Genomic DNA, 16,795 nt, shown 5'->3' with positions numbered 1-16,795 from the left:
TGCCCTGGGTGTCCGGTTTCCGTGAGGTTGCCGGCCAGCGGCCGGCACTACCATCGATCGGCCCCGGTAGAGCCGGCCGCTGGCCGGCTGCCCTGGGTGTCCGGTTTCCGTGAGGTTGCCGGCCAGCGGCCGGCACTACCGATTGGCCCCGGTAGAGCCGGCCGCTGGCCGGCTGCTCTGGGTGGCCGGGTTCAATGAGGTTGCCGGCCAGCGGCCGGCACTACCATCGATAGGCCCCGGTAGAGCCGGCCGCTGGTCGGCTGCTCTAGGTGTCCGGTTCCACTCCGGAAGCGGTCAGCGCGGCTGCTTCACCGGCAGCACCACGCGGAAGCGCGAGCCCACGCCCGGGGTGCTGTCCAGGTCGATGCGGCCGTGATGCTTGTTGATGATGCTGTAGGAGATCGACAGGCCCAGACCGGTGCCACTGCCGACCGGCTTGGTGGTGAAGAACGGATCGAAGATGCGCTGGCGCAGTTCCGGCGAGATGCCGCCGCCGGTGTCTTCGAATTCAACCCACACGTGATCGCCATCAACGCCGGTGCGCACGGTGATCGTGCCGCGCTCGGCGATGGCATGGCCAGCGTTGAGCAACAGGTTCATGTAGACCTGGTTCAACTCCGACGGCAGGCACTCCACCAGCGGCAACTGGCCGAATTCGCGTACCAGGGTGACCTTGTACTTGAGTTCGTTCCAGATGATGTTGATGGTCGATTCCAGGCCCGCGTGCAGGTCGACCAGCTTCCACGATTCGTCGCGACCGGAATACGAGAAGTCCTTCAGGTCGCGCACGATGCGGGTAACGCGCTCGATGCCTTCGCGCGATTCCGCCATCAGCTGCGGCAGGTCGCGGCTGATGAAGTCGATGTCCAGGCGGTCACGGATGTCATCGATTTCCGGAATCAGTGCCTTCGGGTCCGGCGCGCGCAGGGCGCGCTCGTAGGCTTCGATCACGGTGAACAGGCTGCGCAGGTACTCCTGCAGGCTGCCCAGGTTGGAGTGCACGTAACCGATCGGGTTGTTGATCTCGTGCGCGACGCCGGCGGCGAGCTGGCCGATCGAGGCCATCTTCTCCGACTGCAGCAGCTTTTCCTGGGTGCCATTGAGGCGCAGGTAGGCCTGGCGCAGCTCGGCGTGGCGCTGCTGCAGTTCGCGCTCGTAGTCTTCCTGCCCTTCGATGTGGCGGAACAACGCAAGGAAATGCCCTTCGCCGACCGGACCATGGTGGTACAGGTGGGCGATGACCACGCCCTCGCCCAGCGGCAGGCTGCCATTCCAGTGGCCATGCTGGCGGGCCTGCTCCAGTGCATCGGGGGGCAGCAGTTCGCGCAGCCGCTGCGGCGGCGGCAATCCGCCGTCCTCGCCACTGGCCAGCAGGTTCTGCGCGGCCGGGTTGGCCAGGGCCACCTGCCCGTCTTCAGTGAACAGCAGCAGGCCTTCGCGCAGGCGCTCAAGCAGGGCCTGCAGCACCGGCTGCGGCGGAAGGGGGGCGGTAACCAGGGCGTTGGCAGCGGACACGGCGACTCGGAGCGTTCGAACAGGCGCCCAATATACGCGGTCATGCAGCGGGCTTCAGCCCACCGGGAGCGGGTGTGCGACCGCCGTCGCGTCAGGCGACGGCGAGTGGCCGGCCGATGCTGACCGTGTGCGACTGGCCCTTGGCATCGTAGGCCGAGGCATCTTCGGTACGGCCGAGCTGGCGCAGCGCCCAGTTCACCTCGCGGCGACGGCGCGACAGCAGCACGCCGTTGGCGCGGTTGCGCTCGGCCAATTCCTGCAGCTGTTCGCCCTCGCCCACCGGCGGCGCGCCTTCCAGCGCACGCAGCGCTTCCAGCTTGGCGCCGGTGGCCCGGATCAGGGCGTGCACGTCGTGCTCGACCAAGGCCTGGCGTTCAACGTCCAGGGCCTGGGCGAGGCGCTGCAGCGGCTCGCTCATCGCCGCAGTCATCCGTGCAACTGCTGGTCCAGATCGAGCATGCGCGATGCGATCGCGTCCGGATTGATCTTGTAGGTGCCGTTCTGCAGCGACTCGCGCACGGCCGCCACGCGCTGGGCGTCGATCGCCGGGGCGGTGGTCAGCTCACGCTCGATGGCCTGCAGATTGGTGGCCTCGCCGGTCAGGCGCAGGCTGTCGGCCGCCTCGACCGGGCGCGCCGCCGCATCGGTGCTGACGCCGGGCTTGCTGGCCGGGGTCGTCACGCTGCGCAGTGCCTGGGGGACCTGCAGGTTGCCGTCGATTTTCTGGCTCATGGGGTGTCCTGGAGTTGCCGTTCACAAGGGATAACGGCCGCAGGGCCGTGATCTTTAGGGATATTTTGCGGTAAATCAACGCGCCACGATTACGTCACCTGCGGCGTCGACCGTGCCCTGCACGATCCGCCGCGAGGACAGGTTCTCGACCGAGACCCGCTCGTTCTCACCGGCATCACCCATCGCACGGCCGGCAATGCGCACCTCGACCGAGCCGCGACGCGACACCAGGGCTACATTGTCTCCTCGCTTGATGAGACGCTGGACCACCAGATCGTTGTTCGACAGCAGGGCTCCGGCCTGCAACGGACGGCGGGCGATGCGGCCGATCGCTGCATTGGGATCGGACAGCACCGCGCCGGCAATCCGGGCAGCGTCACGCTGGGCAGTGGTGATATCGGCGGCCGTGAGGGTTTCTCCAGTGCCGATTCCGCGGTTGAGCACCAGCACGGTCTGGTTGCGCCGCACCTTCACCGGCACGAACAGGCGCCAGCCGCCTGCATCGGGACAGCTCACCTCCACCGTGGTGTTGGCGGTGGGCTGCACCTGCAACGCGCTGCCACATTTCGGCAGGCGCAGCGCATCGGCCACCTGCGCCTCGCCTTCACTGCCGGCAGGCAGCGTCGACAGCGCCGCAGTGCGGATGCTGGCCACCGGCTGCCAGTCCGTGGCGCCCGCCCACGGCGCGGCCAGGGCGAGCGCGATGGCGAACAGCGATGTGACCCGGCGCATGGCGCCTCCTGTCGATGGGATCTGGCCCAGCAGCGTGCAAGGGGTGTGCCAGAGACCGGGTCCCGTTGATCGGATCCGGGATGGGGATTCGACCGGATGGGTAGAGTCGACTGCCAGTCGACTTTCGCGCGAAGCGCGGGGTTTCCCGTGATCGGATCGAAGAGCAGTCGACTGACAGTCGCTCTACAAAAGCGGTGTGGAGCGCGCGGACGACAGAGCGCCCTCAAGTTCCGCCCCCACCACGCCGATACAGCAGCCATGTCCCATGACCTGCTCAACCGGATCGACCAGCGGACCCGACTGGCCGGCCACAACCGCCTGGCGCTGCTGCTGTTCCGCCTCGGCGGACGTCAGCTTTTTGGCGTCAATGTCTTCAAGGTGCAGGAAGTCCTGCGCCGCCCGGAGCTGTTCCAGGTGCCCGGCCTGCCCAGCCAGTTCTCCGGCGTGGCCGACGTGCGCGGCCGCTCGGTGCCGGTACTGGACCTGGGCCTGGCGATCGGCCACCCCGAGCGCGAACCGGACGCGGACACCTCGCCGGGCTACCTGGTCGTCACCGAATTCAACCGCTCGATCCAGGGCTTCCTGGTCAGTGGCGTCGAACGCATCGTCAACATCGCGGTGGAAGACATCCACCCGCCACCGGAGCTGGGCGCCGAGTCGAGCTACCTGACCGCGGTGACCCGCTTCCAGGGCGAGCTGATCCAGGTGATCGACGTTGAGAGCGTGCTGGCCGATATCGCCCAGGTGCGCGGAGAAGCGGTACTCGACCCGGCAATGGCCATGCCCGCCGACGGCCCGCAGCTGCAGGTGCTGGTGGTGGACGACTCGCGCGTGGCCCGCCAGCAGATCCGCAGCGTGCTGGACCAGCTGGGCGTGGGTGCCACCCTGCTTTCCGACGGCAAGCAGGCGCTGGACCACCTGCTGCAGGTCCACGCCTCGGGGGAAAACCCGGCCGAGCGCTATGCCATGGTCATCTCGGACATCGAGATGCCGGCCATGGATGGCTACACGCTGACGACGGAAATCCGGCGCCACCCGGGCCTGGCCGGCCTGTACGTGCTGCTGCACACCTCGCTGTCGGGCGTCTTCAACAACGCCATGGTCGAGCGCGTCGGCGCCAATGCGTTCGTCGCCAAGTACTCGCCGCACGAGCTGGCCGACTTCGTGCTGGACCGCCTGCGCAAGGTGGCGCTGGCGGCGTAAGGCCCGCCGAGGGGTCGGATCCCGGAACGGGCTCCGACCCCGCATCGCAACGCGTCAACCACGGGGTCAGAGCCCCTGCGGGGATCTGACCCCCTCTCCATTTGGCACACCCCTTGCAGCTTCCCGGGCAACGTTCCCGTGGGAGTGCACCGTGCGCAACCTGATTACCGACTACCTGGGCGTCCACGCCCAGGCCATGCCGTTGCGCGAACAGCGGATGAAGCTGATCGCCAGCAACCTCGGCAATGCCGACACTCCCGGCTACAAGGCCCAGGACCTGGACTTCGATGCCGCCCTGCGCCACGCCCAGGGGCAGGATGCCAATGGCCTGATGGCCACCACCCATGAGCAGCACTACGAGATCAGTAGTGGCCTGAACCCGTTCCAGATCGCGCGCGAAGGCGTGCAGCCCAGCCTGGACGGCAACACCGTCGACCCCGATGCCGAGCGTGCCGCCTATGGCCGCGCCGCACTGGAATACCGCGCCTCGCTCAGCTTCGTCGAGAGCAAGGTGCGTTCCATGCTGACCGCGATCACGGGGCAATAAGCCATGAGCAACCTGCCGATCTTCGACATCGCCGGCTCCGCGCTGCAGGCACAGTCGGTGCGCATGAGCACCATCGCCTCCAACCTCTCCAATGCCGACACCGTCGCCGGTTCCGCCGACGCCGTGTACAAGCCGCTGGAACCGATCTTCCAGGCCGTCACCAGCAAGAACGATCCCAACATCACCTCGGTGAAGGTGAAGGAGATCACCCAGAGCGAGGCCGCGCCGATCAAGCGCTACGAGCCGGGTCACCCGCTGGCCGACGCCGATGGCTACATCTACCAGCCCGATGTCGATCCGGTGGCGCAGATGGTCAACCTGATCTCGACCTCGCGCAATTACCAGGCCGGCGTGGAGATGTTGACCACCGCCAAGGAACTGGCCTTGGCCACCCTGACCATGGGCCGCTGAGGCCCGCCGCACCGGATACCGCCATGACCACCGCCGTCAACAACCAGACCAGCCAGGACGTCTATTCCGCGCTGGGCCTGAACGCCCCCAACAGCAACGCCACGAAAAAGAAGAACACGCTGGACCAGGCCGACTTCCTGCGCCTGATGACCGAGCAGCTGCAGCACCAGGATCCGCTGAAGCCGATGGACAACACGCAGATGGTCGCGCAGATGGCGCAGATGTCCACCGTGCAGGGCATCACCGATCTGAACAAGACGGTGAAGGGCTTCCAGGAGTCGATGGCCAGCGACCAGGTGCTGCGTGGCGCTGCGCTGGTCGGCCACCAGGTGCTGGTGCCGTCGGAAAAGCTGGTGCTGGAGAAGGAAGGCAATGTCGAAGGCACGGTGGCTGCACCGTCGGCCGGCATCATCACCGTGGACATCACCGACGCCAACGGCGCCAAGGTCACCTCGCTGAGCGTGGAAGCCAAGGCTGCCGGCGAAACCGCCTTCCAGTGGGACGGCAAGGATGCCAACGGCAAGCGCATGGAGCCGGGCAAGTACTCCATCGTCGCCAACCATGTCGACACCGCCGGCAAGAGCACCAAGCTGTCCACCTACGTACAGGCGCCGGTGGAGAGCGTGACCGTTGGTTCCGACGGCCTGTACCTGAACCTCAAGGGCCTGGGCACGGCCCCGATCGACTACGTGCTCCGCGTCAGCTGAGCCGCACCTTCCGCATCAACCAGGAGCATCCCATGGGCTTCAATGTCTCGCTGTCCGGCATCAACGCCGCCAACACCGACCTGAGCGTCACCGCCAACAACGTCGCCAACGTCAACACTACCGGCTTCAAGCAGTCGCGCGCGGAGTTCGCCGACCTGTTCGCTTCGACCAGCTACGGCCTGTCGAAGAACCAGACCGGCTCGGGCGTGCGCGTTTCCAACGTCGCCCAGCAGTTCATCCAGGGCCACAACGAGCAGACCGGGCGCAGCCTGGACATGGCCATTTCCGGTGAAGGCTTCTTCACCATGAACATGAATGGTTCGCGCGTGTACTCGCGTGCCGGCAACTTCCAGACCGACTCGGCCGGCTACGTGGTCAACCCGCAGGGTGCGCGCCTGCAGGTGTTCGCGCCGAATGCCGATGGCACCAACTTCGATGCCGGCCGCCTGGTCGACCTGCAGCTGCTGACCACCGACAGCCCGCCGAAGCAGACCAGCGAAGTGAAGGTTGGCTTCACCCTGCCGGCCAACGCCAAGCAACCGACGGTGGCGACCTTCGACCCGGCCGATTCGAACAGCTACAACCACTCCAGCGGTGGCATCACCGTGTACGACTCGCTGGGCGTGAGCCACATCCAGGTCTCGTACTTCGTCAAGGGCGCCAACCCCAACGAATGGACCGTGCGCAATTACGTCGATGGCCAGCCGGCCGGCGCACCGACCCCGGTCACCTTCGACAACAGCGGCAAGCTGGTCGCACCTGCCAACGGCAAGGTCAGCCTCGGCACCTTCACCCCGACCACCGGTGCCGGCCAGTTGAACATGACGCTGGACATCAGCGGCTCCACCCAGTACGGCGAGAAGTTCGCCCTGCGCAATACCCAGCAGGACGGCTATGCCGCCGGCAAGCTCAACGAAGTGACCGTGTCCGAATCCGGCGTGGTCTACGCCCGCTATTCCAACGGCGACGACAAGCCGCTGGGCCAGGTCGCCCTGACCACCTTCAACAACACGCAGGGCCTGGAATCGAAGGGCAACAACCTGTGGGTGGAGACCTTCGAATCGGGCACGCCGCGCACCGGCATGCCGGACACCTCCAACCTCGGCAAGATCCAGGCCGGCTCACTGGAAGCGTCCACCGTCGATCTCACCGAGCAGCTGGTCAACATGATCACCGCGCAGCGCAACTTCCAGGCCAACGCGCAGATGATCACCACGCAGGACCAGATCACCCAGACCGTCATCAACATCCGTTGATGAGTTGCTGACCCTGTCACGGAACTCCCCGCATGGATAAAGCCCTTTACGTGGCGATGACCGGTGCCCGCGCCTCCCTGCAGGCGCAGGGAACGCTCAGCCACAACCTCGCCAACTCGGACACCCCTGGCTTCAAGGAAGCGCTGGCCAACACCGAAGCCTTCCCGATCAAGGGCCCGGGCTTTGCCTCGCGGGTGGATGCGCTGCACGTCGACGCCGGCTTCAACCGTACGCCCGGCTCGCAGCACATCACCGGCAAGCCGCTGGATCTGTCCCTGCAGACCGGCACCTGGCTGGCCGTGCAGTCCAGCGACGGCAGTGAGGCGTACACGCGCGGCGCTGCATTGTCGGTCACCCCGAACGGCCAGCTGGTGACCTCCAGCGGCCGTCCGGTACTGGATGACAACAACAACCCGATCGCCATTCCGCCCTACCAGGCGATGGAAATCGGTGCCGACGGCACGCTCTCGATCATCCCGCAGGGCGAAGGCCCGCAGACCATGGCGCAGATCGGCCGGATCAAGGTGGTACAGGCGCCGGACGAGCGCCTCGAGCGTGGCCTGGATGGCCTGTTCCGCAACACCGACCCACTGCAGCCGTTCGCACCGGCACAGGGCACGGCCGTGCACAGCGGCCAGCTGGAAGGCAGCAACGTCGATGCCGCCGGTGCACTGGTGCAGATGATCCAGCTGCAGCGCCAGTACGAAATGCAGGTGCAGGTGATCAAGCACGGCGACGACAACGCGCGCAGTGCCAACAGCCTGCTGCGCCTGGGCAGCTGACGGAATTCCGGCGCCGCCCGGGCGTGGCGCTGGCACACCGCTTGCACACCCGTTACCAGGGGCCGCATCGCGCGGCCGGCTTTACCCAGACAGGACACCGAAGATGAACCAGGCATTGTGGATCGCGAAAACCGGACTGGATGCGCAACAGATGCGCATGTCGGTGGTTTCCAACAACCTCGCCAACACCAACACCACCGGCTTCAAGCAGGACCGTGCCAGCTTCGAGGACCTGCTGTACCAGCAGGTGCGCCAGCCCGGCGGCTCTTCGTCGGCGCAGACCCAGCTGCCGACCGGCCTGCAGCTGGGTACCGGCGTACGCGTGGTCGCCACCGCCAAGAATTTCGAGCAGGGTGGCCAGCAGCAGACCGGCCGTGCGCTGGACGTGATGGTCAACGGCCGCGGCTTCTTCGAAGTGCAGATGCCCGACGGCAGCTCGGCCTACACCCGTGATGGCTCGTTCAAGATCAACCAGGACAGCGAGCTGGTCACCAACAGCGGCTACCCGGTGCAGCCGGGCATCCAGATTCCCGAGGGCGCACAGTCGGTGACCATCGGTACCGACGGCACCATCAGCGTGAAGATGGCCGACGGCGCGGCGTCAGTGGAAGTGGGTGCGCTGACCCTGACCGACTTCGTCAATCCGGCCGGCCTGCAGGCGCGCGGCGAGAACCTGTTCCTGGAAACCACCGCTTCCGGTCCGGCACAGAACGGCAATCCCGGGCTCAACGGCCTCGGCACCGTGGTGCAGGGCGCGCTGGAAGGCAGCAACGTCAATGTGGTCGAAGAGCTGGTGTCGATGATCGAAACCCAGCGCGCCTACGAAATGAACGCCAAGGCAATCTCCACCACCGATTCGATGCTCGGCTATCTCAACAACAAGCTCTGACCGGCCCAACCGGGAAACCGCCATGTCGCCCATTTCCAGATTCACCCGCACTGCCCTCGCCTGCGCCCTGGTCGCCCTGCTCGGTGGCTGCGTGATCGCCGGCGACGTGCGCCCCTACGCGGCGATGGCACCGATCCAGCCGATCATGCCGCCGCAGGCCGCGCCGACCGCCGGTGCGATCTACGCTGCCGGCCCGACCCTGCAGCTGTACTCGGACCGCCGCGCACGCGATGTCGGCGACCTGCTGACCATCACCCTGCTGGAAAACACCACCGCGCAGACCAGCGCCAACACGGCCACCAACAAGGAATCCAACCTGAGCCTGGGCACGCCGTCCATCCTCGGTGCGCCGGTCACCCTGGGCGGCAAGGACATCCTCAGTGCGACGGCCAAGGGCGCGCGTGACTTCACCGGCAAGGGCAACAGCGCGCAGAGCAACCGCCTGCAGGGCAGTGTCACCGTCACGGTGATCCAGCGCCTGCCCAATGGCAACCTGGTGGTACAGGGGCAGAAGAACCTGCGGCTGAACCAGGGTGATGAACTGGTGCAGGTGCAGGGCATCGTGCGCCCGGGCGACATCAGCCAGGACAACACCATTCCTTCCAGCCGCGTGGCCGAAGCCCGCATCGTCTACGGCGGCCGCGGCCCGGTCGCGCAGTCCAACGCGATGGGCTGGCTGAGCCGCTTCTTCAATTCCGGCCTGACGCCGTTCTGAGTATGGCCATGAAACTCCTCCCCTCTTCTTCCTGGCAGCGCCGCGTGGCGTCGTTCGTCGCGCTGATGCTGCTGGTCGTGGCAGCCCCGGCCAGCGCCGAGCGCATCAAGGACCTGGCCCAGGTCGGCGGCGTGCGTGGTAACGCCCTGGTGGGCTACGGCCTGGTGGTCGGCCTGGATGGCAGCGGCGACCGCACCAGCCAGGCGCCCTTCACCGTGCAGAGCCTGAAGAACCTGCTCGGCGAGCTGGGCGTGAACGTACCGGCCAACGTCAATCCGCAGCTGAAGAATGTTGCGGCCGTCGCGATCCATGCCGAGCTGCCGCCGTTCGCCAAGCCGGGCCAGCCGATCGACATCACCGTGTCGTCGATCGGCAACGCCGTCTCGCTGCGCGGCGGCTCGCTGCTGATGGCACCGCTGCGCGGCGCCGACGGCCAGATCTATGCGATCGCGCAGGGCAACCTGATCGTCGGCGGCTTTGGTGCGCAGGGCAAGGATGGTTCGCGGGTTTCGGTGAACGTACCGAGCGTGGGCCGCATTCCCAATGGCGCCACGGTCGAGCGTGCCCTGCCCGGCCCGCTGGCCAATGGCGGCGACATCACGCTGAACCTGCACAACAACGATTTCACCACCGTTTCGCGCATGGTCGCCGCACTCAACAACGCGTTCGGCGAAGGCGCCGCGCGTGCGGTCGACGGCGTGACCGTGGCCGTGACTGCGCCGACCGATCCGGGCGCACGCATCGGCCTGCTGGCCCGCATCGAGAACCTGGAGCTGACCCCGGGCAGCGCCCCGGCCAAGGTCGTGGTCAATTCCCGCACCGGCACCGTGGTCATCGGCCAGCAGGTGCGGGTCGGCCCTGCCGCGATCTCGCATGGTTCGCTGACGGTGACGATCCAGGAGAACACCAACGTCAGCCAACCCAATGCCCTGTCCGGTGGCCGTACCGTGGCCAGCCCACAGTCGACCATCACCGCCACCAACGACGGCAGCCGCATGTTCAAGTTCAGCGGCGGCACCACCCTGGACGAGATCGTGCACGCGGTGAACGCCGTGGGCGCGGCGCCGGGCGACCTGATCGCGATCCTGGAAGCCCTGAAGCAGGCCGGCGCATTGAGTGCCGAGCTCGAGGTGATCTGACATGCGCATCAATCCCGCATTCGACCTGCACCCGGCGCAGCAGAACGACCCGGCGAAGATCGACAAGGTCGCACGCCAGCTGGAAGGCCAGTTCGCACAGATGCTGGTCAAGAGCATGCGTGATGCCAGTTTCGGCGACTCGCTGTTTCCCGGCGAGAACAAGATGTTCCGCGACATGTACGACCAGAAGATCGCCGAGGCGATGACCCGCGGCAAGGGGCTGGGCCTGTCCGGCATGATCAGCCGCCAGCTGTCCGGCCAGGCCGCCGACGGCCCCGCGCTGGATACCCGCGTGGATCCGGCCAAGGCCAGCCGCGCCTACCAGCTCAACGCGCCGGACAAGCCGGCACCGTCGCTGCCGTTGGAAGATGGCAGCCAGGCCGTGCGCATGCTGCAGCAGATGGCGGCCGGCGCACAGCACGGCGCGCAGGCCGCGCTGGCACCGATGGAACAGGCACTGGACCTGATCGCCGGTCGCGAAAGCAGCAGCCTGCACCGCTCGCTGGGCACCGAGGATCCGTACATCGGCAACCTGCAGGGCGAGGACTGGTCCACCAACAACGACCAGTGGTCGGCGACGGCCAGCAACCGCGGTACGGCCATGAGCCAGGCCGATGCGATGGCTACCCGCACCGCCGTCGCCCAGCTGGGGCCGCACACGCCGGAAGGTTTCGTCGCCAGCATCTGGCAGCACGCGCAGAGCGCGGCCAGGGAACTGGGCGTGGATGCCCGTGCGCTGGTCGCCCAGGCCGCGTTGGAAACCGGCTGGGGCAAGCGCCACATCCGCCAGTCCGACGGCAGTACCTCGCACAATCTGTTCGGCATCAAGGCCACCGGCTGGAGCGGCCAGCGCGTTGCAGCCGGCACCCACGAATACGTGGATGGCGTGCGCCGCAACGAAACCGCCAGCTTCCGCGCCTACAGCTCGCCGGCCGAAAGCTTCGCCGACTACGTGCGCCTGCTGAAGACCAGCCCGCGCTACCAGCAGGCCCTGCAGGCCGGCACCGACGTGCAGGGCTTCGCCCGTGGACTTCAGCGCGCCGGCTATGCCACCGACCCGCGCTATGCGGCCAAGATCGCCGCGATCGCCGGTGGCCCGACCATCGAGCGTGCCGTAGCGGCCGTGACCGACGCCGGCGCGCGCCTTGGCCAGACCTTCGCCAGCACCGCGACCGCGGCGCTGGGTATCACCCGTCGTTGAGGAACCCCATGTCCAGCGTACTTTCCACCGGTACCGGTGCCCTGCTCGCCTTCCAGCGTGCGTTGGCGACCACCAGCCACAACGTGGCCAACCTCAATACGCCCGGCTACAGCCGGCAGAAGGTCAACTTCGCTACCGCCGACCCGCAGAACTACGGCTATGGCACGGTCGGCAACGGCACCCGGATCACTGACATCCGCCGCACGGCCGACCAGCTGGCGATCTCGCGCCTGCTCGACAGCAGCGGTGAACTGGCGCGCCTGAAACAGCTTTCGGGCATGGCCGACCGGGTCAACGCGCTGTTCTCCGATGCGGCCACCAATGTGGCCGGCGTCTGGTCGAACTTCTTCGATTCGGTCAGTGGCCTGTCGTCCAACGCGGCCGGCACCGCCGACCGCCAGAACATGCTCGACGGCGGCAAGGCCTTGGCCAACCGCTTCGTGCAGCTCAACACGCACTTGAACAACCTCAACAGCGAGGTCAACAACGGCCTGCTGGCCGGTGCCACCGAGGTCAACCGCCTGGCGCAGGAAATCGCGCAGATCAACGGCGCCATCGGCACCAACATCGCCTCTGCCGCACCCGATCTGCTCGACCGCCGCGACCAGCTGATCACCCAGCTGATCGGCTACACCGGTGGCACGGCGGTGATCCAGGACGGCGGCATCATGAATGTCTACACCGCCGGCGGCAACGCGCTGGTGGTGGGTACCACGGCGACCAAGGTCACCACCGTGGCCGACCCGTACCAGCCCGAGCGCCTGCAGTTGGCGCTGGAGACCCAGGGCAACACCATCCGCCTCGATCCGAAGGCGGTCGGCGGCCAGATCGGTGGCCTGCTGGAATTCCGCGACACCGTGCTGACCCCTGCCCAGGCTGAACTGGGCAAGCTGGCGGTGGGCCTGGCCGAGAGCTTCAACCAGGCGCACCACCAGGGCGTGGACCTGTATGGCCAGCTGGGCGGGGACTTCTTCACCATCGGCAACCCGCGCGTCACCGGCAACAACAGCAATACCGGCACCGCCAGCCTCAGCGCAACCTACGGCGACCTGGGCAAGCTGGACGCGCAGAACGTGGTACTGCAGTTCGATGGCACCAACTGGAAGGCCAGCCGCGCCGACACTGGCGCCAGCATCCCGCTGACCGGCACCGGCACCGCCGCCGATCCGCTGGTGATCAACGGCGTCAAGCTGGTCGTCGGCGGTACGCCGGCTGCAAATGACCGCTTCCTGCTGCAGCCGACCGCGGGCGTGGCCGGCAGCATGGAAGTGGCAATCACCGACCCGTCGCGCATCGCCGCCGCTGCAGCGGTGAAGGGCGCGGCCGCCACCGCCAACACCGGTACCGGCAAGCTGAGCGGTGTCACCGTCACCGATTCGACCAACGCCAACCTGCGCAATCCGTCGGCGATCGTGTTCACCTCGGCCACCACCTACACCATCGACGGTGGGCCGCCGCAGACCTACACGCCCGGCCAGACCATCAGCGCCAACGGCTGGAGCTTCGTGCTGGACGGTGCACCGAAGGTGGGCGATACCTTCAACATCACCCCGACCCCGGCTGGTTCGTCGGACAACAGCAACGCGTCGAAACTGGCCAAGGTGGAAAGCGCGAAGGCGTTCAACGCCGGAACGGTGACACTGAACGGCGCGCTGGGTGGCCTGACCACCCAGGTCGGCGCCGCCGCCCGCTCGGCCGAGTACTCGCTCGACGCGCAGCTGGTGATCAATGACAAGGCGCAGGAAGCCCGCGACGAAGTCTCCGGCGTGAACCTGGACGAGGAAGCGGCGGACATGCTGCGCCTGCAGCAGGCTTACCAGGCCGCCTCGCAGCTGATCTCGACCGCCGACAGCATGTTCCAGACCATCCTGGGAGCCGTCCGCCGATGAGCAGCCGCATCTCCACCAGCATGATGTTCAACCAGTCGGTGTCGCTGATGATGGCCAAGCAGGCCAAGCTCAGCCACCTGGAGCAGCAGATTGCCACCGGCAGCAAGATCGTCAGCGCCAAGGACGATCCGGTTGCCGCCGGCACTGCGGTCGGCCTTGACCGCAGCCTGGCTGCACTGGACCGCATGAAGCTCAATGCCGGCAACGTGCAGAACCGCCTGGGCGTGCAGGAAAACACCCTGGCACAGGTCAACGACCTGATGGCACGCGTCAACGATCTGACCATCCAGGCCAGCAACCCGGCGCTGAGCGCGGCGGACAAGAAGACGCTGATCACCGAGGTCAACCAGATACGCGACGGCCTGCTGTCGCTGGCCAACGCCGATGATGGCACCGGCCGCTACGTGTTCGGTGGCACCAACGACGGCGACCCGCCGTTTGCCAAGATCAACGGCAAAGTGGTCTACCGTGGCGACCAGACCCAGCGCCAGGTTGAAGTCGGTCCGGATACCTACGTGAAGGACGCGCTGCCCGGCAGCGAGATCTTCATGCGCATTCCCACCGGCGATGGCTTCGTCGACGGCAGCGCTGCGGCCGGCAACACCGGCAACGGCGTGCTCACCAACATCACCCGCGACGGCAGCGACAGCTGGAACGGCCAGGGCTTCAGCGTGCGCTTCACCACTGGCAACCAATACGAGGTGGTGGACGGTGCGGGCAACGTGACCGGAACCGGCACCTACAAGGCCGGCGACGATCTGGAAGTGAACGGTGTGCGCCTGCGCATCACCGGCGCACCGGCAGCGGGCGACAGCTTCAGCGTACAGGCCGCGAGCAGCCGCGACATCTTCTCCACCATGGACAACCTGGTGGCGGCGCTGGGTGCCGACACCGGTACCACCGCGCAGATGACCGCGCAGCAGAACCAGCTGCAGAGCGCACTGCGCGACGTGGCGCGCGCTTCCGAGCGGATGATCGATTCGCGTGCCGCAGGCGGTGCGCAGTTGAAGGCGCTGGACAATGCCGCCGACATGCGCGAGGCCAATGGCGTGACCCTGAAGACCACGCTGTCGCAGATGCGCGACCTGGATTACGCCGATGCGCTGAGCCAGTACCAGCTGCAGAGCACCGCGCTGCAGGCGGCGCAGACGATCTTCTCGCAGATGCAGTCGATGTCGCTGTTCAACAAGCTGCGCTGACGCCCCGCCCGCGTCAGTCCCGAAAGGCCGCGATGCCCTGCATCGCGGCCTTTTTCGTTTGCGCGCCTGCCCGCCGCTGCGCGGCCACCTGGCCGTCGCCGGCCGATTTTCCGTGATTCTCCATCAAGCCCGGCCCGACCCCGCCGATACCTTCATCAGCGCCGGTCAGGCCCTGCCCGACCGCCCCTCCCGGGGCCGCTTCCACCCTGGCAACAGGGCTGAAAACCCCGGGAAAACAGCTTCAGGCAACGAATTCTGGCTTCAACGGAATTCACGGCTAAAGGTTGTTGACAAAGCGCCGTTATTCATTTGGCAACGGCGAAGCACACAGCCACACAAAAAAACAGGCGGCGCTTCGTTTCATTCACCAACGGGTTCCATATAAGAGGAGACGACCCCATGGCACAGGTAATCAACACCAATACGATGTCGCTCAACGCCCAGCGCAACCTGAGCACCAGCGGCAGCTCGCTCGCCACCACCATCCAGCGCCTCTCGTCCGGCCTGCGCATCAACAGCGCGAAGGACGACGCGGCCGGCCTGGCCATCAGCGAGCGCTTCACCACCCAGATCCGTGGTCTGGACGTGGCCATCCGCAACGCCAACGACGGCATCTCGCTGGCCCAGGTCGCCGAAGGTTCGCTGAACGAAGTCGGCAACAACCTGCAGCGCATCCGCGAACTGGGCGTGCAGGCTTCCAACGCCACCAATTCGGCCAGCGACCGCAAGGCCCTGCAGGCTGAAGTGACCCAGCTGGTCAGCGAGATCGACCGCGTCGCCAAGCAGGCCGACTTCAACGGCACCAAGCTGCTGGACGGCAGCTTCACCAGCCAGCTGTTCCAGGTGGGCGCCAACGCCGGCCAGGCCATCGCCATCAACAGCGTGGTCAACGCCAAGGCCGATTCGCTGGGCGCGGCCACCTTCGCCAACGGTTATACCGGCACCGCACTGGCGGTGGACAAGGCGACGGCCGACACCACCTACTCCGGCCTGCAGGTCTCGGTCACCCCGCCGGGCGGCACCGCCACCACGGTGACCATCAGCGACTTCACGGTGAAGGCCGGCGAATCGATCACCTCGGCCACCGCAGCGGCGATCAACAACAAGCTGGGTGAAACCGGCGTGGTTGCCTCGGTCAATGCCGGCGTCGTCAGTCTGGCCTCGGTCAAGGATGGCCAGACCTTCGCGCTGGGTGTCAGCGCGGCGACTCCGCCGGCCGGCGCCACCGCCGCGACCCTCGCCGGCCTGGGCCTGACCGAGACCAGCACCAACGGCGGCACCCTGACCGGTGCAGCGGCCAGCTTCGTCAAGGACCTGAACGTCACCACCGCCGAAGGCGCACAGAAGGCGATGTCGATCGTCGACAAGGCCCTGGAATCGGTCAACAGCGTCCGCGCCGACCTCGGCGCGATCCAGAACCGCTTCACCTCGGTGGTGGCCAACCTGCAGACCTCCTCGGAGAACCTGTCCGCGTCGCGCAGCCGCATCCGCGATACCGACTTCGCCAAGGAAACCGCCGAACTGACCCGCACCCAGATCCTGCAGCAGGCCGGTACGGCCATGCTGGCCCAGGCCAACCAGGTACCGCAGAACGTGCTCAGCCTGTTGCAGCGCTGACATGAGCCGCCCCCGGGGCACGTCGGGGGCGTCTAACCCAACTCACGTGCAACCGCTCAAGGACCTCTCCTCATGGCACAAGTCATCAACACCAATACGATGTCGTTGAATGCTCAGCGTAACCTGAGCACCAGCGGCAGCTCGCTGGCTACCACCATCCAGCGCCTGTCCTCCGGTTCGCGCATCAACAGCGCCAAGGACGACGCCGCCGGCCTGGCGATCTCCGAGCGCTTCGGCACGCAGATCCGCGGTACCGACGTC

The 16,795-nt window shown here is 66.8% G+C and carries 18 protein-coding genes; 14 read left to right on the top strand and 4 right to left on the bottom strand.

Annotation, left to right across the window (positions count from 1 at the left end; genetic code table 11):
• Positions 1-294: 294 nt before the first annotated feature.
• The 4 genes from AC5P98_RS21720 to flgA form a co-directional block, all read right to left on the bottom strand.
• Positions 295-1,515: an ATP-binding protein gene (locus AC5P98_RS21720; protein ID WP_032961902.1), complete on the bottom strand. Its 1,221-nt coding sequence runs from the start codon at positions 1,513-1,515 to the stop codon at positions 295-297.
• A 91-nt stretch (positions 1,516-1,606) separates the two neighbouring features.
• Complete coding sequence (locus tag AC5P98_RS21715) at positions 1,607-1,945, bottom strand: FlgN family protein (RefSeq protein WP_014037132.1); 339 nt, start codon at positions 1,943-1,945, stop codon at positions 1,607-1,609.
• Complete coding sequence (flgM, locus tag AC5P98_RS21710) at positions 1,942-2,247, bottom strand: flagellar biosynthesis anti-sigma factor FlgM (protein ID WP_014647067.1); 306 nt, start codon at positions 2,245-2,247, stop codon at positions 1,942-1,944. The genes AC5P98_RS21715 and flgM overlap by 4 nt, the downstream gene beginning before the upstream one ends.
• A 75-nt stretch (positions 2,248-2,322) precedes the next feature.
• Positions 2,323-2,979 carry a flagellar basal body P-ring formation chaperone FlgA gene (gene flgA / locus AC5P98_RS21705; protein ID WP_032961903.1) on the bottom strand — a complete coding sequence of 219 codons (657 nt, stop codon included), beginning with the start codon at positions 2,977-2,979 and terminating at the stop codon, positions 2,323-2,325.
• Positions 2,980-3,237: 258 nt separating this feature from the next.
• On the opposite strand from flgA, the gene AC5P98_RS21700 reads away from it, so the two are divergent.
• The 14 genes from AC5P98_RS21700 to AC5P98_RS21635 form a co-directional block, all read left to right on the top strand.
• A complete protein-coding gene (locus tag AC5P98_RS21700) occupies positions 3,238-4,182 on the top strand; it encodes a chemotaxis protein (protein WP_014037130.1) in 945 nt (314 codons plus the stop codon).
• A 151-nt stretch (positions 4,183-4,333) separates the two neighbouring features.
• Positions 4,334-4,729, top strand: a complete 396-nt coding sequence (gene flgB / locus AC5P98_RS21695; protein WP_005409576.1) for a flagellar basal body rod protein FlgB — start codon at positions 4,334-4,336, stop codon at positions 4,727-4,729.
• A gap of 3 nt (positions 4,730-4,732) precedes the next feature.
• Positions 4,733-5,140: a flagellar basal body rod protein FlgC gene (gene flgC / locus AC5P98_RS21690; protein ID WP_005416461.1), complete on the top strand. Its 408-nt coding sequence runs from the start codon at positions 4,733-4,735 to the stop codon at positions 5,138-5,140.
• Positions 5,141-5,163: 23 nt separating this feature from the next.
• On the top strand, positions 5,164-5,847 hold the full coding sequence (locus tag AC5P98_RS21685; RefSeq protein WP_014647064.1) for a flagellar hook assembly protein FlgD: 684 nt from the start codon (positions 5,164-5,166) through the stop codon (positions 5,845-5,847).
• Between the two features lie 32 nt (positions 5,848-5,879).
• A complete protein-coding gene (gene flgE, locus AC5P98_RS21680) occupies positions 5,880-7,103 on the top strand; it encodes a flagellar hook protein FlgE (protein ID WP_014647063.1) in 1,224 nt (407 codons plus the stop codon).
• Between the two features lie 32 nt (positions 7,104-7,135).
• Positions 7,136-7,885, top strand: coding sequence for a flagellar basal body rod protein FlgF (locus AC5P98_RS21675; RefSeq protein ID WP_032961905.1), 750 nt, complete (start codon positions 7,136-7,138; stop codon positions 7,883-7,885).
• A 103-nt stretch (positions 7,886-7,988) separates the two neighbouring features.
• On the top strand, positions 7,989-8,774 hold the full coding sequence (gene flgG, locus AC5P98_RS21670) for a flagellar basal-body rod protein FlgG (RefSeq protein ID WP_005409571.1): 786 nt from the start codon (positions 7,989-7,991) through the stop codon (positions 8,772-8,774).
• A gap of 22 nt (positions 8,775-8,796) precedes the next feature.
• Positions 8,797-9,489, top strand: a complete 693-nt coding sequence (gene flgH / locus AC5P98_RS21665) for a flagellar basal body L-ring protein FlgH (protein ID WP_049408310.1) — start codon at positions 8,797-8,799, stop codon at positions 9,487-9,489.
• A 2-nt stretch (positions 9,490-9,491) separates the two neighbouring features.
• Positions 9,492-10,628 carry a flagellar basal body P-ring protein FlgI gene (locus tag AC5P98_RS21660; protein WP_495230212.1) on the top strand — a complete coding sequence of 379 codons (1,137 nt, stop codon included), beginning with the start codon at positions 9,492-9,494 and terminating at the stop codon, positions 10,626-10,628.
• 1 nt (position 10,629) lies between these two features.
• Positions 10,630-11,829: a flagellar assembly peptidoglycan hydrolase FlgJ gene (gene flgJ, locus AC5P98_RS21655; RefSeq protein ID WP_049408312.1), complete on the top strand. Its 1,200-nt coding sequence runs from the start codon at positions 10,630-10,632 to the stop codon at positions 11,827-11,829.
• An 8-nt stretch (positions 11,830-11,837) separates the two neighbouring features.
• Positions 11,838-13,718 (top strand): flagellar hook-associated protein FlgK, encoded by a 1,881-nt coding sequence (gene flgK, locus AC5P98_RS21650; protein ID WP_032961912.1) that lies wholly within the window; start codon positions 11,838-11,840, stop codon positions 13,716-13,718.
• On the top strand, positions 13,715-14,917 hold the full coding sequence (gene flgL / locus AC5P98_RS21645; protein ID WP_014647057.1) for a flagellar hook-associated protein FlgL: 1,203 nt from the start codon (positions 13,715-13,717) through the stop codon (positions 14,915-14,917). Before flgK ends, flgL begins: the two co-directional genes overlap by 4 nt.
• Positions 14,918-15,316: 399 nt before the next feature.
• Positions 15,317-16,534, top strand: coding sequence for a flagellin (locus AC5P98_RS21640; RefSeq protein WP_032961916.1), 1,218 nt, complete (start codon positions 15,317-15,319; stop codon positions 16,532-16,534).
• Positions 16,535-16,606: 72 nt separating this feature from the next.
• The coding region (locus tag AC5P98_RS21635; RefSeq protein ID WP_180850687.1) for a flagellin N-terminal helical domain-containing protein at positions 16,607-16,795 on the top strand (189 nt) is incomplete at its 3' end.

It is taken from the genome of Stenotrophomonas sp. YJH_SMC_135 (assembly GCF_059372355.1).
This window is presented reverse-complemented; position numbering and strand designations above follow the sequence as displayed.